Here is a 25931-nt window from a genome sequence, read left to right as displayed (position 1 = left end):
CGCGCCGCGTACGGGCACGTCAGTTGCCGGTCAGAATTTCCAGAGGATGTTGCCGAGGATCGCGTTGTCGCGCACGCCGCTGCCGTATTGGCCGCTGTACGTGAGGCCGAGCGTCAGGCGCTTCGTGATGTTCGCGTCGATGCCGGCCTCGAGCACCGCGCTGTCGCGCGCAATCGGCACGCCCGACACCTGGAACGACGTGCCGCCGTTCGCGAACGTGAACGCCGACGACGGCCGCACGTTGCCGAACGCATGCCGCCAGCCGACCGTCCCGCGCGCGGTGAACGTGCCGCTCGCGATCGAGCCGAGCTGCGACGCCGCACGCACGCCGAGCGTCGAGAAGCCGACGTGGGTCGTCTCGCCGCCGGCGCGCAATGCGGCCGCGCCGCCGGTTTCCGTATAGCCGTCGGTATGCAGGTTCACATACGCGAGGCCCGCGAACGGTTCGATCGCGACCGGCCCGACCGGCAGCGCGTAGCCGACTTCGCCGAACACCTGCGCCGAATGCGCGTTGTAGCCGGCCGAATCGTGATCGGAGAAGCCCGCGAAGCCCGGATAGCGGTCGCTGTTGATTCGATACCACGTGTACGACGCGCCGCCGCGCACGCCGAGCGCGCCATACTGCGCGCCGCCGTACAGCGACACGTAGTAGCTGTTCACCGCCGCCGACGAACTCTGGTCGTTGTCGAGCGAGCTGTGCGTGACGCCCGCGGCCAGGCCCGCGCGCCACTTGTCGTTGAGCGCCATGTCGGCGCCGGCGATGAAGCCCGTCATGCTGCGGTTGATCGACGATGCGTTGCCGTCGCCTCCGAGCCGGCTGCGGCCGCCGAACGCCTGCCCCCAGACGACGGGCTGATAGGGCGTCCCGCCGTAGCACCCGGCGCGCGAACCGATCCGGCGTTCCGGCGGCAGCGTCGGATCGGCCACGCCGGCCGTGTTGTCGCCGCACAGCGCGGCGCCGCCCGACGACAGGGCCGCGAGCGGGCCCGATCCGGGCGCGAGGCCCTGACGGACGCGATCGGTCACCGCGTCGCGCACATAGCGGCTGTCGAGCAGCAGCATGCTCTTCAGGCTCGCCTGCAGTTCGCCGCCGAGCAGCCCGTACGCGCGGCGTGCGGTCGGCGCGTCGGTCGTCAGCACCGTGTCGTACAGCGGATTGCCGGCGCCGAGCGCGGCCACCGCGGTCGCGACCGAGCGCTGGTTCGGCGTCGTCGCGACGTCGGGCAGCGCGGTGCCGTTCTGAGCCAGTTGCAGATACACGTGACCCGGATCGTAGCTGAGGGTCGGCGTCAGGAACGCATAGTTCGCGCTCACCTGGGCGAACGCGCCCTGCACGCCCGACGACGCACTGAGGATCGTGTACGTCGTGCCCGGCTGATAGGTGCTCTGGTTCGCGAGCACCTGCACGGTGCCGCCGTTCAGCGTCGCCGTGCCGCTCGCCGCGAGGCTGCCGCTTTGCTGCGGCGTGGCGGCGACCTGGAACGTCGAACCCGGCTGGAACGTGACGTTGCCGCCCACGTTCAACGCCGCGCCCGGTTGCGTGGCGGCCGCCGTCGCGCCGCCCTGCACCACGAGGCCGCCGATCGTGCCGGTGCCCGTCACCGTCGCGCCGTTCTGCACGGTGACGGTCGACTGGCCGAGCGAACCGTTGACGGCAAGCGTGCCCGCGCTGACCGTGGTCGGGCCGCTCAGCGTGCTCGTGCCGGTCAGCGTCAGTTGCCCGCTGCCGGCCTGCGTCAGCGAGCCGGTGCCGGACAGCACGCTCGCGATCGTCACGTTGCCCGATTGATTGACGACCAGCGCACCGTTGTCGACGACGTCGCCGGCCACGCTGCCCGACGTGCCGCCGTTGCCGAGCTGCAGCGTGCCGCCGGCTGCGATCGTGGTGCCGCCCGTGTACGTGTTGCCGCCGGTCAGCACCTGCGTGCCGCTCGCCACCGTCACGCCGCCCGAGCCGCCGATCGCGCCGCCGAACGTGCTGCTGCCGCTGCCGTTCAGCGCCAGCGCGTTCGCACCGAGATTCACGTTCGTGCCGGCCGCGCCCGACAGCCCGCCGATCGTTTGCGCGCCGGTCGCGCCGCTCACGTCGAACGTCGCCCCCGTGCCCGCGAGATTCACCGCGCCGGTCGATGCAAGGCTGCCGCCCGCGCCGAGCGCGAGCGTGCTGCCGCCGTTGATCGTCGTGCCGCCCGTGTACGTGTTCGCGCCCGTCAGCGTCTGCGTGCCCGTGCCAGCAAACGTCACGCCGCCCGTCCCGCCGATCGCGCCGCCGAACGTGTCGTTGCCGCTGCCGTTCAGCGTCAGCGCATTCGCGCCGAGATTCACGTTCGTGCCGGCCGCGCCGATCAGTGCGCCGATCGTCTGCGCGCCCGATGCGCCGCTCACGTCGAACGTCGCGCCCGTGCCCGCGAGATTCACCGCGCCCGTCGACGCGAGGCTGCCGCCCGCGCCGAGCGCCAGCGTGCTGCCGCCGTTGACCGTCGTGCCGCCTGTGTACGTGTTCGCGCCCGTCAGCGTTTGCGTGCCCGTGCCAGCAAACGTCACGCCGCCCGTCCCGCCGATCGCGCCGCCGAACGTACCGTTGCCGCTGCCGTTCAACGTCAGCGCATTCGCGCCGAGATTCACGTTCGTGCCGGCCGCGCCGCTCAGCGTGCCGAGCGTCTGCGCGGCCGTCGCGCCGCTCACGTCGAACGTCGCGCCCGCGCCCGCGAGGTTCAGCGCGCTGCCCGACGCGAGGCTGCCGCCCGCGCCGAGTGCGAGCGTGCTGCCGCCGTTGATCGTCGTGCCGCCGGAATACGTGTTCGCACCCGTCAGCGTTTGCGTGCCCGTGCCGGCGACGGTTACACCGCCCGTCCCGCCGATCGTGCCGCCGAACGTACCGTTGGTGCCGCCATTCAGCGTCAGCGCATTCGTGCCGAGGTCGACGTTCGTGCCGGCCGCACCGGTCAGCGTGCCGATCGTCTGCGTGCCGGTCGCGCCGCTCAGATTGAGCGTCGCACCGGCGCTGGCGAGGTCCACCGCGCCGGTCGATGCGAGGCTGCCGCCCGCGCCGACTGCGAGCGTGCCGCCGCCGCTGATCGTCGTGCCGCCCGTATACGTGTTCGCGCCCGTCAGCGTCTGCGTGCCGCTGCCGGCCAGCGTCAGGCCGCCGGTGCCGCCGATCGCGCCGCCGAACGTGCTGCTGCCGTTGCCGTTCAGCGTCAGCCCGTTGCCGCCGAGGTTCACGTTCGTGCCGGCCGCGCCGGTCAGCGTGCCGAGCGTCTGCGCGGCCGTCGCGCCGCTCAAGTCGAACGTCGCCCCCGCGCCCGCGAGGTCCAGCGTGCTGCCGGACGCAAGGCTGCCGCCCGCGCCGAGCGCCAGCGTGCTGCCGGCGCCGATCGTCGTGCCGCCCGTATAGGTGTTCGCGCCGGACAGCGTCTGCGTGCCGGTACCCGACAACGTGAGACTGCCGGTGCCGCCGATCACCCCGCCGAACGTGCCGCTGGCCGTGCCGCCGAGCGTCAATGCGTTGCCGCCCAGGTTGACGTTGGTTCCCGCGACGCCCGACAGCGCGCCGAGCGTTTGACCGCCTGTCGCGCCGCTCAGGTCCAGTGCCGCGCCCGCGCCGGCAAGGTTCATCGTGCCGGTCGATGTCAGGCTGCCGCCTGCGCCGAGCGCCAGCGTCCCCGCGTTGATCGTCGTGCCGCCCGTATAGGTGTTCGCGCCAGTCAGCGTCGTGGTCGCCGCCCCGTCCTTCACGAGGCTGCCCGCGCCGGAAATCGCACCGCCCAGCGTGAGGCTGTTGCTGCCCCCCAGCGTCAGCGCGGCGCCCGTGCCGAGATTGACCGCATTGCCGACCGACAACGCGGCGTTCGTATCGAGCGTCGCCGCGCCGCCGACGGTCAGCGCGCCGGAACCGAGCGCGCCGCCGTTGCCGAGCACGAGGCTGCCGCTATTGAGGTTCGTGCCGCCGGTGTAGATATTTGTGCCGGTCAGCGTCTGCGTGCCGGTGCCCGACAACGTGAGACTGCCCGTGCCGCCGATCACCCCGCCGAACGTGCCGCTGGCCGTGCCGCCGAGCGTCAGTGCGTTGCCGCCCAGGTTGACGTTCGTTCCCACGCCGCCCGACAGCGCGCCGAGCGTTTGACCGCCTGTCGCACCGCTCAGGTCCAGTGCCGCGCCCGCGCCGGCAAGGTTCATCGTGCCGGTCGATGTCAGGCTGCCGCCTGCGCCGAGCGCCAGCGTCCCCGCGTTGATCGTCGTGCCGCCCGTATAGGTGTTCGCGCCAGTCAGCGTCGTGGTCGCCGCCCCGTCCTTCACGAGGCTGCCCGCGCCGGAAATCGCACCGCCCAGCGTGAGGCTGTTGCTGCCGCCCAGCGTCAGTGCGGCGCCCGTGCCGAGATTGACCGCGTTGCCGACCGACAACGCGGCATTCGTATCGAGCGTCGCCGCGCCGCCGACGGTCAGCGCGCCGGAACCGAGCGCGCCGCCGTTGCCGAGCACAAGGCTGCCGCTATTGAGGTTCGTGCCGCCCGAGTAGGTGCTCGCGCCGTTCAGCGTCTGCGTGCCGGAGCCGGCCAGCGTCAGGCTGCCGGTGCCGCCGATCGCCCCGCTGAACGTGCCGCTCGCCGTCCCGCCCAGCGTGAGCGCGTTGCCGCCCAGCGTCACGTTCGTCCCGGCGACACCCGACAGCGCCCCGATCGACTGCGCGCCGGTCGCGCCGCTCACGTCGAGCACCGCACCCGCGCCTGCCAGGTTCACGCTGCCGGTTGCCGACAGGCTGCCGCCTCCGCCGATCGCCAGCGTGCCGGCATTGATCGTCGTGCCGCCCGTGTAGGTGTTTGCGGCGGTCAACGTCGTCGTCGCCGCGCCGTCCTTCACCAGACTGCCCGCGCCGGTGATGCCGCCGCTCAGCGTCAGCGCGTTGCTGCCGCCCAGTGTCAGCGCGGAACCGGTAGCGAGGCCGATCGCGTTGTTGACCGACAGGCTCGCGCTCGTATCGAGCGTTGCCGCGCCGCCGACGGTCAACGCACCCGTGCCGAGCGCCGCATTGTTGCCGAGCACCAGCCCGCCTGCATTCAGCGTCGTGCCGCCGGCGTAGGTGTTCGCGCCGGACAGCGTCAAGGTCGCCGCGCCGTTCTTCACGAGACCGCCGCCACCCGCGACCACGCCACCCAGGCCGAGATCGGTGCTGCCGCCAAGCGTCAGCGTGGTGCCCGTCGCGATGTTGACGCCGTTCGCGAGCGACACGTTGGTGGTCGCATCGAGCGTCGACGACCCGTTGACGTTCACCGCGCCGAGGCCGAGCGACGTATTGCTGCCGACGACGAGGTTGCCGCCGTTCAGGTTCGTGCCGCCCGTGTACGTGTTCGTGCCCGTCAGCGATTGCGTGCCGGTACCCGACAGCGTCAAGCTGCCGGACCCGCCGATCGTGCCGGCATAGGTCGTATTGACGCTGCCGCCGAGCGTCAGCGAATTGGCGCCGAGGTCCACGTTCGTGCCGGCCGCGCCGGCCAGCGCACCGATCGTCCGCCCGCCCGCCGCAGTGCTCAGGTCGAACGTTGCGCCCGCACCGGTCAGGTTGACCGTGCCGGTCGCCGACAGACTGCCGGCCCCGCTCAGCGCGAGCGTGCCGCTGTTGATGGTCGTGTCGCCCGTATACGTGTTCGCGCCGGTCAGCGTCGTGGTTGCCGCGCCATTCTTCGTGAGGCCGCCGCTTCCGCTGATCGTGCCGGTCAGCCCGAGATCGTTGCTGCCGCCGAGCGTCAGCGTCGAGCCGGTCGCGAGATTGACCGTGTTGGCGAGCGTCACGTTCGTGCTCGTGTCGAGCGACGCCGACGCGTTGACGTTCAGCACGCCGGTGCCGAGCGCCGAATTGTTGCCGACCACCAGGCCGCCGGCGTTCAGGTTCGTGCCGCCCGTGTAGCTGTTCGCGCCGGACAGCGTCAGCGTGCCGCCGTCGTTCTTCGTCAGCGCGCCGCCACCCGACACCGTGCCGGACAGCGTCAGCCCGGTCGCGCCCTGCACCGTCAGGCCGCCCACGCCGAGCGACACGTTGTTGGACACGTCGAGCCCCGCCGTGCCCGCCTGCAACGCACCGCCGCTGCCCGTGACGGTACCGGTGCCGAGCGACGCGTTGTCGTTGATGATCGCCACGCCGCCCGTCAGCGTCGCGTCCTGCGCGGTGGACGCGCCGTTGATCGTCCAGTTGCCGCTCGTGACGTCGAGGTGATTGAAGTTGATGTAGTTGTTGACCGCGATCGTGCCGTTCGCCGCGACGCCTTGCTGCAGGTTGAGCGTATTGTTGCCGCCCGCGCCGCCGTCGACGACGCCGGTTGCCGCCACGCCGAGCGTGACCGGGCCGACCGTGATGTTGAACGCGCCGCCGGTGCCGCCGGCCGTATTGACCGACGAGCCCGTCACGGCGTTGAACGTATTCGTGCTGTTCGCCCCCATCGACACGCCGCCGTTGATCGTGCCCGAGTTGGTGAACGTATTGCCCTGTCCCGGTGTGCCGCTCGAACCCAGCGACACGCGACCGGTGATCGTCCCGCTGTTCGTCATGTTGACCGTGCCGCCGCCGTACGCGGCGACCACCGGCGCATCGGCGCCGACGAGGGTCGCGCCGACCAGCGGGGAGGAGCCGATCGTACCCGTGTTCGTAATCGTCGACGTGCCGCCCGTGCCGTTTTGAACCGACAGCGCCATGCCCGTCACGCCGCTGATCGCCACGCCGGTCGAGCCCATCATCGTGCCGTTGTTGGTCACGGTGGTGCCGGTGCTCGCCGCCGCGTTGCCGATCACCGTACCGCTCGACAGCACGCCGAGCCCCGAGCCGAGCGCCGACGGGTCGATCGTGCCGTTGTTGGTCAGCGTGACGTTACTGCCGGTCAACGACATCGCCGTGCCGCCGACACCGAGCAGCACGCCGACGCTTGCACCGGGATTGACCGTCGCGTTCACGTTGTTGGCACTGTTGGAATAACTGGGCGCCAGCGGATTCGCGACGCCGGAACAGGTCACCGTGGTGCCCGCCGTGCTGCAGGTCGCATAGGCGGGGACGATGCCCGCGCCCGACAGCGCCAGAAACACGCCGGTGGGCAACAGCAGTCTCGGAAACGGCTCACTCGCTTTTTTCGGACGGACAGGGTTCATGCTTTCCCTCTTTATTGATTTCGGCTTTGGTATTGGTATTGCGGCCGCAACGGCCGGCACGCGGCAGAAAATCGCGGATAAAAGCGTCCTCCCCGGCAATCGCGATGCGCTGTCGGTTTATTCGTGATGAGTTTTTTGATCGGCCCGGGAATGCAGCTGCGGAACTAGTCGAATGACATGATGGCGGCCCCTGGTTTCTGCAGCGACTTTCTGGTTGATTTGATTACTACGCGCTTTCGTCAGACTAGGCTATATCAAAGTCAAACCGTTTTCCAGTCGATATTTTCTCATCGGATCAACGGCCGACGATTATGTAGTTTTTTTACTTTCTGACAGACGAGCAGGAATAACACGCGACACACTCTTCACCGACTTTCCTTGATTTTTCGCAAAGACAACGGTTGTGCCGCATCGGTGGAAACACCGATATATCGCCCTGATTCAATACACGTGGATTTTTGCAGTGCAATATTTTCACCGCGATGAATGATCCATTTAGATAACCAACATCCGCTTAATAAATCGATCGGAGCTGGATTATGGAACTGTCGGCGAAATTGTTTTGATTTTCAGCCTCGCAAGGCATCTGAAACGCGAATCGTTATTATTTATTCGGTGCCTGTGACACTCGCGCGGCCGGCGCGAGACGACAGGAAACCGGAGTAACGACGAAACCGCCCGCACCGGTAGCGCGCGCTTCCGGGCCGCCCCGTCACGAAAACAGGCTCATCAGATAAAGCATCGGTCGAAACGACACCGGCCGCGCATCGGGATTGATCCACAACCGCACCGCATACACCGCGTAGGCCGGCACCTCGCGCCAGCTCGAATAGACGTCGCGCCACTGGAAGCGGCGCGGATACGCGGCGGAGATGTTCGACCGCGCAATGCCGACGCGCTCGAACGCGAGGCGCGCCCGCGCGAGGTGGTAATACTGGCTGACGATCAGCACGCGCGACAGGCGATGTGCGCGCAGGTAGGCCAGCGTGTGCTGCGCGGTCGCGAGCGTGTTGTCGCCCTGGTCGTCGACGGCGATCCGGTCCGCCGGCACGCCGCGCGCGACGAGGTAGTCGCGCATGGCCGTCGCCTCGTTCAGCCCGGGCCCGTCGATCGCGCCGCTGACCAGAAACGCCGGGCACTGCCCCGCGCGGTAACAACGCACGCCGACATCGAGCCGGGCCGCGAGCACGGGCTTCGGCGCGCCGGTTGCGTCGAGCGCGTTGCCGAAGATCACGGCGACGTCCGCCGGGTCGCTCGGCATCCGCATGCCATGGACGACGATCGCGGCGGCCGCAGCGCCCCAGACGCACGCGACGACGGCCAGCACGCGGCCGGCCCGGGCCGCGAAGCCCCGTTTGGTTCGATATTTCAAGGTATTCGGTCTCTCAGGTGTCGTCGGGCGCGTCGGCCGGCCCGGCCCCGAACGGGCGCGTCACGCTAGCACGGCGCGCCCGCGCCTGTCCATGCGATGGACCGATGCCGGCCGAGCAGGCCGGCCATTGGGAGATCGAAAGAATGTGAAGGCGTGCGCCGGGCCGCGGCCGGCAGCACCGCCCGGCTCAATCGGCCGGGCACATCGCGAGCCGCCCCATCGCCTCGCCGGCGCCGCGCACCGCGCAGGTGGCCGGCTCGTCGGCGATCCGCGCGACCAGCCCGGTCTCGTCGTACAGCAGGCGTTCGAGATCGGCGAGCAAAGCGCCGCCGCCGGTCAGCACCACGCCGCGATTCGCGATGTCGGTCACGAGTTCGGCCGGCGCGTTTTCCAGCACCGACTTCACCGCGCCGATCACCTGCTTGAGCGGCGCGGCCAGCGCGTCCGCGACGTCGTGATTGGACAGCTCGACCGAGCGCGGCAGGCCGTCGCCGATGCTGCGGCCGACGGCGCGGGTCGACGTGCGCGGCACCGCGCTGGTGGCCGAGCCGATCGTCTTCTTCACGTGCTCGGCCGTCTGTTCGCCGAGCAGCACGCCGTACAGGTTGCGGACGTGGTTGACGATCGCCGCGTCGAACTGGCTGCCGCCGACGCGGATCGCCTCGCGGTAGACGATGCCGCCGAGCGCGACGACCGCGACTTCGGTCGTGCCGCCGCCGATGTCGATGACCATCGAGCCGACCGGCTCGGTCACCGGCAAACCCGCGCCGAGCGCGGCCGCCAGCGATTCCTCGATCAGTTCGACCTCCGATACGCCGGCCGCGAACGCGGCCTCGCGGATCGCGCGGCGCTCGACGGCCGTCGCGTCGGACGGCACGCACAACGTGACCTCGACCCGGCGGCTGAAGCGCGAACGGGTGCGCGACATGTCGATGAAGCTGCGGATCATCTGCTCGGCCGCGTGCGCGTCCGCGATCACGCCGTGCCGCATCGGCCGCACGGCTTCGAGATGCCCCGGTTCGCGGCCGAGCAGCGCCTTCGCGAGCTCGCCGACGGCCTCGAGCGTCGGCCGCGCGTCGCTCGCGCCGCCCTTGCGGAAGCAGACGACCGACGGCTGGTTCAGCACCACGCCGCGTTCGTGCGTATAGATTCGCGTACTCGCCGTTCCCGGGTCGATCGCAACGGGTTGCGCAAACAACTTTCCGAACAGCGGTGTCGACATATCAAACCTTTGTGAGGGAACGGGCCGGGACAGCCGCGCCGCACATTTTGCCGCGCGTCCATGCCGCCCCATCACGAGCTTAGCGGCAAATCGTTCCGATACTTTAGGCAATTCCGATGATTTTTTCGCGACGGAATGACCGGATGGGGCGTTTCGGGCACGTCCGGCCACGCAACGGCCGCTCGCGTCGGGCCTGTAAAACACGGTAATCTCTCGGTCTTGCCTGCTCCCGGCAGGCCTCAGACGCACGATCACGCCAGGTATGTTCACCATGACAGCGACCGTTTCCTTCCGCTGGGCGCCGGTGCGCCCGCTCTGCACGACGCTCGTTGCCTTCTGGTGCTGCACGGTCGCCGCGCAACCGCTGCCGGCCGCCGGACCCGCCGCCGCCCAGACCGCGGCCGCTGCCGTCAACGCGCCGGCTGCGCCGCCCGCCCGCCGCACCCGCTGCGGCGGCGCACACCTGCGCGGCCGACGGCGGCCCGGCCGGCCGGCCGTCGATCGGCCTCGTGCTGTCCGGCGGGGGCGCGCGCGGCTACGCACACCTCGGTGTCCTGAAAGTACTGGAGGACAACCGGATTCCGATCGACTGCATCGCGGGCACCAGCATGGGCGCCGTGGTCGGCGGCCTGTACGCGAGCGGGATGGCGGCCGACGAGATGCAGAAGCGGCTGTCGGAGGTCAACCTGGCGGATATCGCGTTCGACGTGACGGACCGCGCGGACCTGCCGCAAACCAGCCGCGAAGACGAACGCCTGTACATCAACGGGCTGACGCTCGGCTTCGGCAAGAAAGGCGTCAAGGCGCCGGTCGGCCTCGTACAGGGCAACCGGCTGCAGGCGCTGCTCGCGAACTGGACGGCCGCCGTGCCGACCAACCAGCCGTTCGACCAGCTGCCGATCCCGTACCGCGCGGTCGCGACCGACCTGCAGACGGGCCAGATGGTCGTGCTCGACCACGGCTCGCTGCCGCTCGCGATTCGCGCGAGCATGGCGATGCCGGGCCTGTTCGCGCCGGCCGAGATCAACGGGCGCGCGCTCGTGGACGGCGGGCTCGTCAGCAACCTGCCCGTCGACACCGCGCGGCAGATGGGCGCAAGCGTCGTGATCGCCGTCGACATCGGCTCGCAACTGCGCCCGCTCGACGCGCTCGCGTCGCCGGCCGACGTGATGCAGCAGATGGTCGGCATCCTGATCCGCCAGAACGTGACCGCGCAGCGCAAGCAGCTCGACGCGCAGGACGTGCTGCTCACGCCGGACCTCGGCGCGCTCGCGTTCACCGATTTCCAGAACGCGAAGCAGGCGATCGCCGCCGGCGAGATCGCCGCGACCGCGGCGCTGCCGAAGCTGCGGCGCTTCGCGCTCACGCCGGAACAGTACGCGGCCTACCGGTCCGCGCACGCGCAGCCGCTGCCGCCGCCGATCCGCATCACGCGCATCGACATCAAGACCAGCGGCGGCGTGCCGAAGCGCGTCGTCAGCAACGCGCTGCACGTGAAACCCGGCGACATCTACGATCCGAAGACCGTCAGCCAGGATCTGCTCGGACTCACGACGGGCGGCAACTTCGAGAGCGTCACGCAGCAGATCGTGAGCCGCGGCGACGACAACGTGCTCGAGATCGACGCGCGCGAGAAGTACTGGGGCCCCAACTTCCTGCTGTTCGGGCTCGGCATGTCGAGCAGTTCGACCGACGAGGGCGGCTTCCGCCTGCACGTCGGCTACCGGCGGCCGTGGCTCACGGAGTCGGGGCTGGAATTCCGCGCGGACACGACGATCGGCAGCGACCTGCAGTCGGCGCGCGTCGAATTGCGCCAGCCGCTGTCGACCGCGTACGGCGTGTACCTGTCGCCGTACGCGGAATACCAGCGTCGCTACGCGAACCTGTACGACGACTCCGGCGACGTGAAGATCACGCAGTACCTGATGCAGACGGCGCGCGCCGGGATCGACCTCGGCCTGCCGATCGCGCGGCTCGGCGATTTCCGCGTCGGCCTCGGTTACGTGACCGGGCACGGCTCGCCGACCTACAACCTGCCGTTCGACGACGGCAGCGGCCAGAGCCTGCTGTGGCCGAGCTTCACGTCGCAGGCGCTGATCGCGCGGGCGCGGCTCGTCATCGATCAGCTCGACGATCCGATGTTCCCGCGCAAGGGTTATTTCGGCGAACTGCGGGTCGAGCGCTCGCTGGTGTCGCGCAACGGCGGCTCGGCGCAGGAATTCGCCGACGGGATCAGCAACGCGCCCTATACCGAGATCTACGGCAAGGCGATGATCGCGCAGCAGTTCGGCCGGCACAGCGTCAGTGCGACGATCGAAGGCGGCAAGAGCATCGGCGGCACCAACCTGATCAACGCGTTCAACTTCACGCTCGGCGGCTTCCAGCATCTGTCCGCCTATGCGGCCGATCAGCTGAACGGCAACGAACTCGCGTACGGACAGATCACGTACATGAACCAGTTGATGACGTTCAACGCGTCGCCGATCAAGGCGCTGTCGGTGGGCGCCAGCGCGGAAGTCGGCAACGTGTGGTCGAGCGGCCAGCAGATCGGCGGTGGCGCGCTCAAGCAGAGCTATACGTTCTTCACGAGCCTGTCGACCGCGTTCGGGCCCGTCTATATCGGCGTGGCGCTCGCGCCGGGCGGCCGACGCAACTTCTACCTGCAGCTCGGCCGCACCTACTGAGCCTGCGCGGATGCCGCTTCGGCGGCGTCCGTGACGGCGTCGCGCCCTGCGCGCTCGCCGGCAGCCTGCGCCTTCACGATTACCGCGTGCCGAGCATCGCGCGACGTCGCGCTAGACCGGCCAGCTGATCTCGAACCGCGCGCCGCCGAGCTCGACCGGATCGACGACCGCGATCCGGCCGTTGTGCGCGTGGAGCACCTGCCGCGTGATCGACAGGCCGAGCCCGTAGCCGCCGGTGCGACGGTCGAGACGCACGAACGCGTCGAAGATCCGTTCGCGCTCGCTTTCGGGCACGCCCGGGCCGTCGTCCTCGACGAAGATCCCGATGTTGCCGTGCACGAGCGCGATCCCGACGACGATCCGCGCGTTCGCGTACTTGCTCGCGTTGCGCAGCAGGTTGCGCATCGCATACGACATCAGCCGCCGGTCCATCTTCACGCGCAGATCCGATCCGATCGCGACGCGGGCCTCGATCGTACGGTCCGGATACAGCAGTTGCGCGTCGTTCACCTGGTGCTCGAACCACGCGACCGGCGCGGTCATCTCGAGGTTCGACTGCAGCGAGCTGTATTCGAGCCGCGCGTACGTCAGGCTCATGTCGATCAGCTCCTCGAGCTCGGTCACGTCCTGCGCGATGCTCTCGAGCGCACCCTGGTATTCGGCCGCCGAACCGGGTTCGCGCAGCATTTCGAGTGCAAAGCGCACGCGCGCGAGCGGCGTGCGCAGTTCGTGCGAGATCCCGTTCGTCAGATCGCGCTGCGCGGCGATCAGCCGCTCCATGCGCATCGCGAGCGCATTCAGCGTGCGCGCGAGCGGGCCGATGATCACGCTGTGCGATTCGCGGGCGCGCGTGTTGAAGCGCCCGCCGGTGAAGTCGATCGCACGCTCGCGCACCATCACGAGATCCGACCAGACCGGCCGCATCCACCGGTACGCGGCGAGCGCGGGCGCGGTGAACACGAACGCCAGCACGATCCAGATGTCGCCCGGCAACGCGTCGAACGCGTGCCACACGACCTGCGGCGACAACACGACGCACAGCGCGAGCGCGGGCACCAGCGCGGTGAGCAATACGAGGCCGAGCAGATGCAGGTAGGTGCGCACGTACAGGCGCGACCAGCTCGGAATGCGGTCGGCGCGCGTGTCGGTCCACGCGCGGCGGAAATGCAGCCAGCGCCATTTGACGTAGCGCAGCGTCGGCAACGGCGGTGCATCGGGGTGCGAACGGGTTCGTCGAATCATCGCGGCTCCCGGCCGGCGGGCGGAATGCCCGCGCGGAACGTGACGGCGTCGCGCGAGCGCGGCGTCATTCCCACGCGTGCTTGCTGAATTGATAACCCTTGCTGCGGATCGTCTTGATCCGCTGCGGGTTGCTCGCGTCATCGCGCAGCTTGCGGCGCAGCTTCGAGATGCGCCCGTCGATCGTGCGGTCGAGGCCGTCGAATTCGACGCCGCGCAACTGCAGCATCAGATCGTCGCGGCTGACGACTTCGCCCGCATGACACACGAGCGCCCACAGCAGGTCGAATTCGGCCGACGTCAGATCGGGCGTGCTGCCGTCGGGCAGCACGACGGTGCGGTCGGTGCGGTCGATCGAGAACTTGCCGAACGCGTAGCGCTCCGGCTGCGGCGCGGTGCTCTCGGCCGCGCGCGCGGGCGCGCGGCGCAGTTGTGCCTTGATCCGCGCGAGCAGGATGCGCGGCTCGACCGGCTTGTGCACGTAGTCGTCCGCGCCGAATTCGAGGCCGAGCAGCTCGTCGAACGGTTCGTCGCGCGCCGTCACCATGATGATCACGCCGTCGTACTGCTTGCGCGCCTCGCGGCAGATTTCGAAGCCGTCCTTGCCCGGCAGGTTCACGTCGAGAATGACGAGATCGGGACGAATGGACAGGATCGCCGGCACCGCGGCGTCACCATGCAGCACGGTGTCGACTTCATAGTCGTTCTTGCGCAGGTAGCCGGCGATCAGCGTGGACAAGCGGGTGTCGTCTTCGACGAGCAGGATGCGAAAAGACATGGGCGGCGGTCGGATCATCGAGGAAGCCGCGGGGGGCGCCGGCGGGTGCCGGACGCCGGCCCTCGGCCGAAACGTACCGCATGATACTGCGCCCGCCGCTCACCTGTTTGGCGGTCTTGAAAATAAGGGCGGGATTCCGGCCGCGCATGACGAATCGACGCCGGGACGGTTCCATACGGGCTCGCCGGAATCCCGGCTCTGCTTCTACCCTGCCTGACGTGATGAATTACCAGACGATTCTTGAACGCATCCACACCGAACTCGCCCCCTGGATCGGCCAGGGCCGGGTCGCCGACTACATTCCCGAACTCGCGAAAGTGCCCGCCGACAAGTTCGGGATGGCCGTCGTGACGCTCGACGGAAACGTTTACACGGTCGGCGATGCGCACGAGCGCTTCTCGATCCAGAGCATCTCGAAGCTGTTCGCGTGCACGCTCGCGTTTCAACGGCTGGGCGACGAGCTGTGGGAACGGGTCGGCCGCGAGCCGTCCGGCACCGCGTTCAATTCGCTGGTCTTAAGATGACCGGCATCATCACTGTAAATAACAAGCGACTGATCTCCAACTAACAGGCAAGACCGACTGTTGTCAATGTTTTTCGAGCGTACTAGGATCGTTGACATATTGGGCACCAGATGCAATGTGTCAATAAGTACCCGGTAATCCCCCCGTTTTCCACGGGGTTCAGAAGTAGAAACTAAGCGGCCATGGCTAGCCGCTGCTTCGGCGTAAATCCGCCCAGGGCCATGTTCGGGCGGTCGTGATTGTAAGTCCACATCCAGTCGGTCGCGAAGCGCTGCACATGGTCCGAGTCTTCCCAGTGGTACTGCGACAGCCATTCGTATCGCACGGTCCGGTTGAATCGCTCGACATACGCATTCTGCTGAGGCTTCCCCGGCTGGATGTAGTCGAGCTTGATGTCGTACTGCCGGGCCCATTCGGTGATCGCTGCACTTAGGTACTCGGGGCCGTTGTCACACCGAATCGCTTTCGGCCTGCCACGCCAACCGATGATCTGCCGTAGCGCACGGATCACCCGCTCCGACGGCAAGGAGAAGTCGATCTCAATTCCGAGCGCTTCGCGGTTGAAGTCGTCGATCACGTTGAACAGCCGGATGCTGCGCCCATCGGCCAGTTGGTCGTGCATGAAGTCCATCGACCAGACCTGGTTGACGGCAGACGGTACCGCCAGCGGCTCAGGTACCTGTCTGACCAGCCGCTTGCGCGGCTTGATCCGCAGGTTCAACTCCAGCTCGCGATAGATCCGGTACACCCGCTTGTGATTCCAGCCGAAGCTCTTCACGTTGCGCAGGTACAGGAAGCACAACCCGAAGCCCCAGTTCCGGTGGTTGTCGGTCAGACGCAGCAGCCAGTTCGCAATCTCGTCGTTCTCGGCATCGCGCACGTTGGCGTACCGATAGCAAGTCTGGCTGATCCCGAACGCCTCACATGCCAGCCGGATCGACACGCCTCGACTGGACACCGCATGCTTGGCCATCTCGCGCCGGCGAGATGGCCTCAGTCCTTTTTTGCGAGTGCCTCCGCGACGATCTCTGCCTTGATCTTCTCCTCGACGTACATCTTGCGCAGCCGGGCATTCTCAGCCTCCAGTTCCTTCATCCGTGCGATCAGCGACACATCCATGCCACCATATTTCGAGCGCCATTTGTAGAACGTCGCCGTGCTGATGCCCAGTTCCCGGCACAGGTCCGGTACCGCCAGCCCCGCCTCCACGCGCTTGAGCGCATCCATGATCTGGCTGTCCGTGAATCTCGACTTCTTCATTCTGTAGAACTCCCTCAACGAGAAAATTCTACTTCTGATCCCGCCGGTTCTGCGGGGGGATTACCACCCTACTAGAGCGTTTCCGCCAAGCGAAATCCCATCGCATAGATCGCGCCCGGATACCATCCGTGCCGGCGCCGGCATCGCGCGAGGTCGCCGAACCGCGTGAAGCTTCCGCCCCTCGCAACGCGATAGGTGCCGCAGATGCGCAGAAGATCGTCATCAATCGTTTCGCCACCCGGATAGACAGCGTAGTCGTCGGCCGTGTATTCCTCTACGTTGCCGCCCATGTCGTCGATCCCAGCGGCGCTTCGTCCTCGCGGATACATGCCGACCGGGCTTGTGAACAACGGCCCGTCCTCGGCAGTATTCGCGCACGCCGGATCAAACTCGTCGCCCCACGGATACTCGCGCCGTCCGCCGTCCGACGCGGCGTACTCCCATTCAGCTTCGGTTGGCAGCCGAAACCGCCGCCCGGTCCGCTCGTTCAGCCACGCCGCATACGCGTCGGCGGCGGCCGGCGGAACAGTCCAGACGGGATGATTGGCGAACCACGCCGGATACATGCCAAACTGCCATGAAGTCGGCAGAAGGTCGCTGTGCGTCGCCTCGAGAAACGCGCGATATTCGGCGTTTGTCACCGGAAACCGCGCCAGCGCAAACGGCGCGACGTCGCACTCATACTCAGGACACTCCTTCAGGATCCATTCCCGCTGCACGCCGTGATGCGCCCATTGCGCCACCACCCGCTCGACCTCGTGCCGGCTCAACCCGAGCGTCACCCGCCCGCCGGCCAGCCGGATCATCTGTGGTCGTTCGACCGATATGCGCGGATCGCCGCGCAGCCCGAGCATCAGCCCCGCTGCGAAGCGGCGTTGGCGATCCGCCGAGATCGACTCCAGCACTTCGATCAGTTGCACCGCATCGCATTCGACCAGATCCTCATGCGCAGACAGCAGGTTACGGCCGAGTCGGTCGTGGAATCGGCCGGGCAAACCCATCGCGGTCCGCGGATCAAGCAAGTTCGGATTGCGCATGCGACTCGCCCTGCACAATTTCAGCAGCAACATCCAATTCGTATACGTGTCCGTCGTACGAACTCATCAGGAACGTGCCGGTCGCTGGTCCGTTGCAGATCGACGAAATGCCAGATGTCGTCGGGCGTACCGTCGCGACCCAGCGCGCGTCGATCACATCGAACACCGCAACGACGCCGGAATAGGAACCACTCGCGATGTAGCGCCCGTCGCGCGACGTAGCCACGCACTTGATCGAATGTTCATGTGGCGTATCAAGCGTTTCCACGTGCTGCTCCCGCCAGATGCGCATCTTTCGGTCCCGGCTTACACTCACGAAGCGACGGTCCGGCAACGGCGCGGCGCCGTTCGCGATCCGGTCGTGTGCGTCGTCAACCCGGCCAATCTCATCAAGGGTATCGACCGAGAACCACGCGGCGCCCCGGTCGGCGCACACTGAGAAAATGACACCGTCGGATACCGCGACAGACTTGACGGCGTTCGTATGGAGCCGCAGGATCCCAACCAGCACGGCCCCGCTGTCCTGCGCCATCCTGAATACGAGGCCTTCACCGGTATAGGTCCCGATTAGTGCATGCGCATGCCCGTCGCGCGTGAACGCGACGCCGCAATTGAGTGGCGAATGATGCTGATAGAGCACTCTGCCTGTCAGCGCGTTCATCACCTGCCCCAATTGGCCGCCGGTGAGGATGTGTCCATCGGTTGGCGTGATGAAGTTGCACAGGCTGCCGAGATGCGTAACCGGTTGGCCATCGATCGCGAACACACCGCTGTCGCCGACCGTCAGCCGGTGCCCGTCGTGCAGCGCGACCGCGTTAACGCCAGCCGTCGGTCCGACGCGGGTTAGGTCCCAGCTACCGGTGTCGATGTGATACACCGCATAGGAGTTGCCAAACGTCGCGAATGCCAGTGTGGCGCGGTCGATGAACGCACACGAGCGGGCCCAGATCTCTGCGGGCAGTAACGCCGTGGCGATCTTGTCGAGCGTCTCGCCGACGTGCCATACACACAGTGTGCGGTCATAGCTGAGACTGACGAGCAGCTTCGCACGCGAGTTGTACACTAGACGCTTGATACCCGCCGCATGTGCGCGGATCGTCTCGACGCGACCGCTGCGGATTACTACGATATTGCCCTCGTCGTTGCCCGCGTAAATACCGCCCGCTGCGTCGATCGCGATCGTGTCTGTTTCGACGCCGCCCACGTCGACGTCGGTCACTAGTTCGCCGGTCTCGAGCGACCAGCGTTTGACGGTGCCGTCGTCGCTCGACGAAATCAGGTAGTCGCCGCACGACGACCACACGACCGAGATTACGTCGGCGCGATGGCCATTGAAGCAGCGCACCAGATTGCCGGTCAGGTTGTAGACCATGATCCGCTGATCGCGCGATGCGGTCGCGATTAGTTCGCGATCCGGGTGGAACACTGCCATCTCCACGTCGTCGACGTGATCGGACAGCACCGCGTGCAGTTTCATATCGGGAAGCATCCATACCCGTGCGGTGTGGTCGCTCGACGCGCTAACGAGATATCGGCCGTCCGGACTGAACTCGACCTGGTTCGCCAAATGGTCGTGCAACCCGCGGCCCAGCGCGCGCTGGGTAAGCGCGTCCCATAGGATCACCTGGTTGTCGTAGCCGGCCGTCGCGACGAAGCGTCCGCCGAATGCGGCTACGCCGCTGATGGGAGAGCGATGCGCGATCATCTGATCACCTCCGGATTGTCCATGCTTATTGTGTGGTGCGCGACCCGCACCTTCGCTTCCAGATAGCGCCGATTGTGCTCGGCGACGAATACACCCGTCGGTATCCGCTCAGCGACGATGATGCCCGCCGCCTCGAGCTGCGCCTGCTTGTCGGGGTTGTTGCTCAACAAGCGGATCCGTGACACGGACAGGGCCACGAGCATCGCCGCCGCACTCCCGTACTCGCGTTCGTCGTCGCGAAAGCCGAGCAGTCGGTTCGCTTCGAACGTGTCATGCCCGTCGTCCTGAAGACGATACGCGGCAAGTTTCTGGTACAGGCCGATTCCCCGCCCTTCCTGCCTCAGATACAACAGGTAACCGCCCGCGTCGTGCAGACACTGGATCGCCTCATTCAGTTGAGGGCCGCAGTCGCACCGGATCGATCGGAGCACGTCACCGGTCACGCATTCTGAATGCACGCGAACCAGCGGGCACAGCGGATCGGGCGAACCCAGCACCAATGCGAAATGTTCGAGCCTATCGTGGAGCCCCGAAAAGCTCACGATCTTGCCGGACGAGACGCCGCCGCCCGGCAACTCGAGCGGCAGCGTCACCATCGACCTGATGGTTGCGGATTTCTTCATAGGACACCGTGCATTCCAAGGTCGGCAAGAATCGGCCGACAATCGATGGCCACGTCGCGTGGCATGCTGGCTACCGTCGTACTTCGCGCATGCCGCGCGGCCGGAGCGCTTGCGCGTAGTTCACTACATGCCGTACGGGTAAGCGCCGGGCTCGCTTCCTTGGGACCTGACCTCGGACAACGCGTCCGCATAGCGCGCGAGCTTCCGGATCGCGTAACGGCAACGCTCAGCGATCGGATCGCCGGCGAACTGCGGCGCCGTTGTGAGTGAGTTCTCGACGTCCCGAATAATCACGTGCTCAGGGATGTAGCAGAGTTTCGTGTTCTTGTAGCCGCTCGACCGCAGTTCCGATACGACGTACGCACCGCCGACCCCTGCGCTAATGGCCACGATAAGGGCTGGCTTGTCCTCAAGGCTGCCGGTATCGCCGAACAAGAAATAGTTCTTCAAGCGCGGCGGAGCCATCCCGTTCCACTCGGGACAAACAAAGATCAGCGCGTCGGCTTCGCGCTGGTCGCGGCGTACCCGCTCGAGCTTCGCATCCCACGGCGATGCGTCGTCCCATACCGCCTCGTCCCAGAACGGAAGATCCATTTCGCTTAGATCGTGGATGGTGATGCTGGAGAAATGTGCAGGCAGGAAATGCTGACACAGGGTTTTCGCCACCCGGCCGCTTTGCGACTGTGCTCGATGGCTACCGCTGACGATCAATGCTTTCAAGATTCACTCCACGAGTGATTGCCGAAGGCTTTCGGAAACAATGCAGCATAATCGGAGGCGCCTTCCTGCTTGTCCTTTCCTAGCAGGTTCCTCAGATGCGGCGCGAACGGGATGATAAGCGTCGCGACTAGCGCACAAGTGAAGAGGCTGCCCAGCAGCGCACCGCTTCCCCACCCGCGAGCGACCCAGCCGGCGACGTACAAGGCGCCCGGCAGAAAGATAGACGAGATGAACATGGTGTTGGCGATCACGCGTGTCCGATAGTCGGGCGGCGTCGCTTGAAGACGCAGCGCGGTGAGATTGGTCGCGACGAGCACCGACGCGAAGCCGAGCGCGAAGCCGCCGGCCACCACCAAGGGCACGACCCTCGCACACGCGAACAGCACGACGAACGCCGCAACGTGCATTAGCAAGCCGAGGACCACCGTGCCGTAACGGCCGAATCGTCCGTTCAACGGTTTCACGACGAGGGTCGCGGCCACGAAGACGCCGCATCCAAACGCACCGTCGACCGCGCCCATTACCCATGCGCCGAGCGTCTCCTGCGCGAGCTGGGGCAGCGCGATCAACATGAACGTGCTTACGGCGACCGTCAGGAACGAGTTGCCGAACGCGATCGCCAGCTCGGTCCGAATCGCGATCACGCTGAGGAAACCATGCGCCAATTCTCGGACCCATCCGCTGGACTTGCGCGACGTAGCACCCACTTGGGCACGAGCGCGCGGGCGTCCCGCGTCGGATGCCATGCACATGTAACCGCCGACGACCAGCGCCGCTGCGGCGAGATACAGCGTGATGGACGGCCCCATCATCGCAGTAACCGCCCCCCCGACAACCGGCCCGAGGATTCGAGACAGCGTGCCAAGCGCCCGACGCACGCGCTCACCGTCGACCAGTGCGTCGTTACCGATTAGTTGCGGAAGCAATGAGTCCGCGAGAGGATCCCGCGCGGCGTCGGCGAGTTGCGAGATCACCAATAGAGGCACGACGGCGACGAGGCTGAACGTCTTCAGAAACAGCGCGGCCGACGCGAGCATGAACAGGCACAGCGCTTGGATCGCGAACGTGACTTTGATCAGCTTTGCGCCGAAGCGATCGCCGAGCGGCGCCGCGAGCGGAACCGCGAGCAGTTCGAGTAGCACGGACGCGGAAATGACCGAGCCGAGCGCCACGGTGCTGTGCGTTTTTGCAAGACACCACCACGACGTGCCCAGGACCATCAGGCGCAATGCAAAATACCCAAATATGATCCCGCCTTGGAAGAGATAGAACTGCCGCGGCAACGAAAAATAGATAGGATTCTTGATCATGGTGTCATCCGGAACGGGCATCCGCGTCACGCTGCGTGAAAGATTCAGTGCTTCGTCTTCTCGAATATCTTCATGCAGATCACCTGCGCATCGTGCAGGCAAAACTGCTTCATGATCATGTCGCGGCCGTAGACTAGGAATTCACTCTCCGAGTCTTGGACTCGAATCATCCCCTTCGCGTAGTCGAAGTCCCAGTAGCTCGAACTCAGAAGTTCGCCCGTAGCAACGTCCCACACCATGATCAGTTTGTTATATGTGATGCCGACCAGAAACTTGCCGTTCTCGAGCGCGAGGAAATCCTCGACGGTGTTCGATTGGCCGTTGTAAAAATTCTCGTCATGGCGCCACTTGCCGGCGACGCACGTAATCCTGTCGATCGCGGAGCTGTGCACCGCGAGCAAGACGTCCTGATTCAGCCATTTCATCCGCTTGGGGATGCGCGACGATGTGTCGATCACTTCCTGCATCTCGCCTGCGTCGTCGCGCGTCAGAATGACGATTCGGCCCATCCGCTCGCCGACCGCGACTGTTCGGTTGTCCGGGTGGATCGCCAGCGACCAGAGCGGCTCGCTGGCACTCTTGAAGACCGTCCGGCAGGCGTCGGAATGTCGCCATGGGATCTCGACCAGACTGCCATCCTCCAAGCATGCCAGCACCGTCTCGGCGTCGACGAAGGCCAGATCGCGGACTGCCGCGCCAACTTCGCGGCGGCGGATACCGTCCGGATCGACGAGGACCATCGTCTTCGCAGACGTCCCGCAAGCCAGCTTGTTGCCATGCGACACCAGACGCTTGATGTAGTGACCGCCCGGGACGATGTCGTCGTCGCCCGGCGAGGGCCAGCCGGCGACGGTGTCGCCTACTGCGCGGAACAGCCCCCCCTCGCCACCGATCACCAAATCGTTGCCGAAATAGGCGGCGCTCCATAGAGCTGGAAGCGCCGTATGAATCGCCGCCTCCACGTGCCCGGTGTCGTAATCCACTTTCAGGAAGCTGCCGTTCCGGACTTGCAGGTACAGCTTCACCGCACCCGCTTCCGTGCCGGCCCGGATCCAGCGCAGCTTGAACGGCGCCTTGAATGCGACGCGCGTCGGTGCTAGCGACAACGGGTCGATCTCGTACACGTTGCGATCGAACGACGACGCGAAGATCTTGCCCGTCGACGGCTCGCGCGTCACGTGCTCGAAATCGTCGTTCGCGAATGGAGGGCCGATCTCATATTCGAGCGTCCGGTCGTCGAACCGAACTAGACGCCGTGCGTCTGTCGCGACAAGCCATGTGCCGGACGGCTCGCGCTCGAACCAGTGTATCGTTTCGTTGATGCCCTCGATGCGGGTCAGCGTCTGGTGCTCGCTCTGATAGTCATAACGCACAATGCTGCCATCAATCAGGCCAACCAGCAGAACGGTATCGGACGCCCATGCTGCGGTGGTCGGTGCCGCCGGGCTTTCATGCCGCAACGAGCGCCACGCGACGATCTGCATCGCATCGTTCAGATCGAAGATCAGCGTCTGCCCGGTCGGACCGTTCACCGCAATCCGATGACCACCAGGACTGAACGCTATTTCCTGACTTTCCGAAAAGGCAATCTGATAACCGTCTTCAACCATGTACTCGAGACTGTTGATCGACGTGACGATTTCAAGATTTTCATATGAAACCTTCAATATCGTGATCGTGAAATTCTTGTTCAGTGTGGCCACGAGATGACGCGCGTCGCAAACCGAGATGGCCTGAATCGTTGTGCTGCCAACGCTCGTCAGAGAGACAGTTTTCAGGTCCTCCGACTTAACCAGTTCTACACTTCCTTTCTTGTCACCTAGAACAAAAAGACCATCCTCTCTGAAATAGGCCAGGGAATTGATATGGTGCATGGTTTATGGTCGCGCATTCGTTCCAATCGACTCCGAACGAGTCGTTCCGCATGGCGTAACGCCAAACCATGCGGAACGACCTACAGATGATGCCGTTACTTTTGCGTGAAGATCTTAACCGCACGATCCGGGCGGGTTGTGCTCGTCTTTTCCATTTTCGTACTCCTAAATGTAAATTTAAGAACGCAAAAACCACATGCGCACTATTGGCCGAAATGGCCCTTCACGTCGCCGAGGCGAGGTGATCCACTGCCGGATCGAAAAGGTGGGGTCACCTTGATCGAACGGCGATTCCTGAAAAACTGAAAATCTTCTGCCTATTGCGCGAAGCGAATCAATGGAGAGCCGTCTCTGTCATTAGGTTCGCTTCGAATGTTCGCACGATATTTCCAGACAAAAAACGTCGCGTCAACATTTTTTTGACCACATCAAAAAAGTTTTGATGCACGCCAGATCCCTCATTATGAGAAATGTAATATATCGTTTAATAATAAGTAAGTTATTGATTTGTAAGTGTCTCGCTTGAATGCTGAAATAACCAGAGATAAACCCCGCAATGCGTTCAGTGTTGATTTCCATCGAATCTTGACCCCCACCCGTAACGGCGTCGAAGTGTGAAACTGCAGCGCGCGCTACGCCGCTGCGCACTTCGACGTTCAGTCCGCTTAGGAAGACCTGCCGATGAGCCAGCTTGTTCAGATTGCGCCGGGTGTCGTGTTCTCCGCCGATGTACTCGGGGCCGACTGGGCACGTAAGTATCAGCAGATCACTGAAATTGAAGTGCCAAACGGGCATGCGCAATCCGCAGCTCGGCGGAACCGGCCCGCGAAGGAAACCGATCAGGCGATCGACGAAAGCACATCGAGCCAGATGTCGTTGTTGTAGACGACCGGTGCGCCAACCTCTGCCCGTCCGCCTCGCATAGAGAAGATCAAGCGGCGCATGTTCATTGTTCGGCCAGCCGCTCGAGCTCGTCGAATTCACCAAAGAAGTCCTGCTGCCCTGGCAGTGCCGCCGGCGACCGACGTGCTGCTCGCGGCCGCGGATGCCCCGCTCTCTTCAACGTGCGCGCAATCGCATGAAGCTGCACCCAAATCTGATCTGCTTCGGCGCTCGACAAAGTGTCGGCCGCCACTTCGAGCGCACCAACGAGCCTCTCGAGCTGTTCGGGTGCGCCGGCCAGCACGGGGCGCACTTGATCGCGCGCCTTGCTTTCCCGATATGCTTCGAGCCATCGCTCGAGCAGCTTGCGCTCGTCGCGGGACAGAGTGTCAAGCAGCCCAGTCGGGACAGGTTCATCGACACGAAACGTACCGATGACGCATTCGCGCGCCCGCGCCCTGATGGAAGGCCGCTTCGGCGGCGCGGCCCGAAGCAACTTGATGAGGCGCCCTTGTTCTCGAATGAGCATCGTTCGTCTCTGATTCCATGCGATCACACCAGAGCATAACAAAACAGTACGTCATGGCCGGCCTCCCAGCGCTGGACCTGGCGCTCCTTCACGCCGAGCAGCGCGGCGGCCTACGCCCGGGTGCGCCGGCCACGCTGCCGCATCGCCTTGATCTCGTCGGGTGTCGGCCCGCCGTCGTACGGCGCGACTTCGAGCGTCACACCGCCGTCCCACTCCAGCGTGACCGGCTCGTAGCACTTCGCGCAGGTAGCGGCCGCGCCGTCGTCGCTGTCGTCCGGGTGATGAACCTCGCCGCGTTGGCCGCAGGCTCGGCAGCGATACACGTACAGCACGGACATGATGCCTCCTGAACAGAACCCGTCTTAAAGACGTGCACGAAAAGGACGATTACCCGGTCCTCGGTACTACCGAAAACACCCAAAAGAACCGTTCGGTTTAAAATGGTTGATATCATCACACGGTGTGACGGACATGGGCAGACCCAAGAAATTCAGTCGCGAAGGCGTGCTGCAAAAGACCCTCCCGCTCTTTTGGAAGTACGGCTTCGCCGGCACGTCGCTCCAGCAACTGGAACAAGCGACCGGCGTCAATAAGTCCGGCCTCTATTCGGAGTTCGAGGACAAGGAAGACCTGTTCCTGCATACCCTCGTCTACTACTACGAACATCGCGGTGCTCTGCAAATTCTCACCGCGGAACCGAAGGGCTACGGCAACATCGAGCGCTTTCTACGGCTGGGCGATCCGCAAGAGGACGGCTGCGTAGGCTGCTTCTCCGTCAATTCGATCCGCGAATTTCCGTCGCTGTCCGAACGCGTGCGCAACGTGGTCGGCGCGTATCACCACCGGCTGATGCCGCACATCGTCGAGAACATCGAGGCGGAGGCACACCGACTGCCCGCCGCGGCCATCGCCACCCTCGTGACGGTGTTCTTTACCGGTTACTGCATCGAACGCAACCTCCCCGCCGCCGCTGAACAGGACGCGGTCGGCGCATTCATGCAGGCGTTACGGCTGCTCTGACGCGCGGGCCGGGCGGCC

General features: G+C 65.5%; 17 protein-coding genes and 2 pseudogenes. 5 read left to right on the top strand and 14 right to left on the bottom strand.

The features are described 5' to 3' along the window. Positions 1 to 30: 30 nt before the first annotated feature. Entirely contained in the window at positions 31 to 7134 is a 7104-nt protein-coding gene (locus JYG37_RS28715) for an autotransporter-associated beta strand repeat-containing protein (RefSeq protein ID WP_249746057.1), read from the bottom strand. Between JYG37_RS28715 and JYG37_RS35045 the strand changes: the two genes are divergently transcribed. After that, positions 7133 to 7261 carry a hypothetical protein gene (locus tag JYG37_RS35045; protein ID WP_260429568.1) on the top strand — a complete coding sequence of 43 codons (129 nt, stop codon included), beginning with the start codon at positions 7133 to 7135 and terminating at the stop codon, positions 7259 to 7261. The genes JYG37_RS28715 and JYG37_RS35045 overlap by 2 nt on opposite strands. A gap of 585 nt (positions 7262 to 7846) precedes the next feature. On the opposite strand, the gene JYG37_RS28710 is transcribed toward JYG37_RS35045, so the two are convergent. Together JYG37_RS28710 and JYG37_RS28705 are read right to left on the bottom strand one after the other, a co-directional pair. Continuing rightward, on the bottom strand, positions 7847 to 8506 hold the full coding sequence (locus tag JYG37_RS28710) for a YdcF family protein (protein WP_050018223.1): 660 nt from the start codon (positions 8504 to 8506) through the stop codon (positions 7847 to 7849). A 187-nt stretch (positions 8507 to 8693) separates the two neighbouring features. After that, positions 8694 to 9728, bottom strand: coding sequence for a rod shape-determining protein (locus tag JYG37_RS28705; protein WP_050018222.1), 1035 nt, complete (start codon positions 9726 to 9728; stop codon positions 8694 to 8696). Between the two features lie 271 nt (positions 9729 to 9999). On the opposite strand from JYG37_RS28705, the pseudogene JYG37_RS28700 reads away from it, so the two are divergent. Next, positions 10000 to 12412 (top strand): annotated as a pseudogene (locus JYG37_RS28700) (patatin-like phospholipase family protein). A gap of 111 nt (positions 12413 to 12523) precedes the next feature. Here the strand turns inward: JYG37_RS28700 and JYG37_RS28695 are convergent. After that, positions 12524 to 13654: an ATP-binding protein gene (locus JYG37_RS28695; RefSeq protein WP_050018221.1), complete on the bottom strand. Its 1131-nt coding sequence runs from the start codon at positions 13652 to 13654 to the stop codon at positions 12524 to 12526. Positions 13655 to 13718: 64 nt separating this feature from the next. Beyond that, positions 13719 to 14429 carry a response regulator gene (locus JYG37_RS28690; RefSeq protein ID WP_006498855.1) on the bottom strand — a complete coding sequence of 237 codons (711 nt, stop codon included), beginning with the start codon at positions 14427 to 14429 and terminating at the stop codon, positions 13719 to 13721. Positions 14430 to 14650: 221 nt separating this feature from the next. On the opposite strand from JYG37_RS28690, the pseudogene JYG37_RS28685 reads away from it, so the two are divergent. Next, positions 14651 to 14944 (top strand): annotated as a pseudogene (locus tag JYG37_RS28685) (glutaminase); the annotation flags it as partial. 181 nt (positions 14945 to 15125) lie between these two features. Here the strand turns inward: JYG37_RS28685 and JYG37_RS28680 are convergent. The 7 genes from JYG37_RS28680 to JYG37_RS28650 form a co-directional block, all read right to left on the bottom strand. Continuing rightward, a protein-coding gene (locus JYG37_RS28680; RefSeq protein ID WP_124631582.1) for an IS3 family transposase occupies positions 15126 to 16213 on the bottom strand; the annotation gives its coding sequence in 2 pieces (ribosomal slippage) (positions 15126 to 15952 and positions 15952 to 16213; 1089 coding nt in all). Positions 16214 to 16284: 71 nt separating this feature from the next. Further along, positions 16285 to 17250, bottom strand: a complete 966-nt coding sequence (locus JYG37_RS28675) for a formylglycine-generating enzyme family protein (protein WP_124631583.1) — start codon at positions 17248 to 17250, stop codon at positions 16285 to 16287. Continuing rightward, positions 17228 to 18955: a WD40 repeat domain-containing protein gene (locus tag JYG37_RS28670; protein ID WP_213346271.1), complete on the bottom strand. Its 1728-nt coding sequence runs from the start codon at positions 18953 to 18955 to the stop codon at positions 17228 to 17230. The genes JYG37_RS28675 and JYG37_RS28670 overlap by 23 nt, the downstream gene beginning before the upstream one ends. After that, entirely contained in the window at positions 18952 to 19551 is a 600-nt protein-coding gene (ribA, locus tag JYG37_RS28665) for a GTP cyclohydrolase II RibA (RefSeq protein WP_239468995.1), read from the bottom strand. The genes JYG37_RS28670 and ribA overlap by 4 nt, the downstream gene beginning before the upstream one ends. 150 nt (positions 19552 to 19701) lie before the next feature. Then, positions 19702 to 20298, bottom strand: a complete 597-nt coding sequence (locus JYG37_RS28660; protein ID WP_176016976.1) for an NADPH-dependent FMN reductase — start codon at positions 20296 to 20298, stop codon at positions 19702 to 19704. Continuing rightward, complete coding sequence (locus tag JYG37_RS28655; RefSeq protein WP_176016975.1) at positions 20295 to 21608, bottom strand: MFS transporter; 1314 nt, start codon at positions 21606 to 21608, stop codon at positions 20295 to 20297. Before JYG37_RS28655 ends, JYG37_RS28660 begins: the two co-directional genes overlap by 4 nt. Before the next feature lie 44 nt (positions 21609 to 21652). After that, complete coding sequence (locus tag JYG37_RS28650; protein ID WP_124631587.1) at positions 21653 to 23482, bottom strand: WD40 repeat domain-containing protein; 1830 nt, start codon at positions 23480 to 23482, stop codon at positions 21653 to 21655. A gap of 681 nt (positions 23483 to 24163) precedes the next feature. Here JYG37_RS28650 and JYG37_RS28645 point away from each other — a divergent pair. Further along, complete coding sequence (locus tag JYG37_RS28645; protein ID WP_050018297.1) at positions 24164 to 24367, top strand: hypothetical protein; 204 nt, start codon at positions 24164 to 24166, stop codon at positions 24365 to 24367. Positions 24368 to 24428: 61 nt separating this feature from the next. Here JYG37_RS28645 and JYG37_RS28640 read toward each other — a convergent pair whose 3' ends face one another. Then, positions 24429 to 24893, bottom strand: coding sequence for a hypothetical protein (locus tag JYG37_RS28640; RefSeq protein ID WP_179233177.1), 465 nt, complete (start codon positions 24891 to 24893; stop codon positions 24429 to 24431). Between the two features lie 110 nt (positions 24894 to 25003). Next, positions 25004 to 25231: an FmdB family zinc ribbon protein gene (locus JYG37_RS28635; protein WP_249746056.1), complete on the bottom strand. Its 228-nt coding sequence runs from the start codon at positions 25229 to 25231 to the stop codon at positions 25004 to 25006. A gap of 133 nt (positions 25232 to 25364) precedes the next feature. On the opposite strand from JYG37_RS28635, the gene JYG37_RS28630 reads away from it, so the two are divergent. Continuing rightward, positions 25365 to 25913 carry a TetR/AcrR family transcriptional regulator gene (locus JYG37_RS28630; RefSeq protein ID WP_050012438.1) on the top strand — a complete coding sequence of 183 codons (549 nt, stop codon included), beginning with the start codon at positions 25365 to 25367 and terminating at the stop codon, positions 25911 to 25913. Positions 25914 to 25931 lie beyond the last annotated feature (18 nt).

It is taken from the genome of Burkholderia sp. LAS2 (assembly GCF_018417615.1).
In the GTDB taxonomy this organism is placed as follows: domain Bacteria; phylum Pseudomonadota; class Gammaproteobacteria; order Burkholderiales; family Burkholderiaceae; genus Burkholderia; species Burkholderia sola.
Note: the sequence above shows the minus strand (reverse complement) of the source record. Positions and strands in the feature narration are given on the sequence as shown.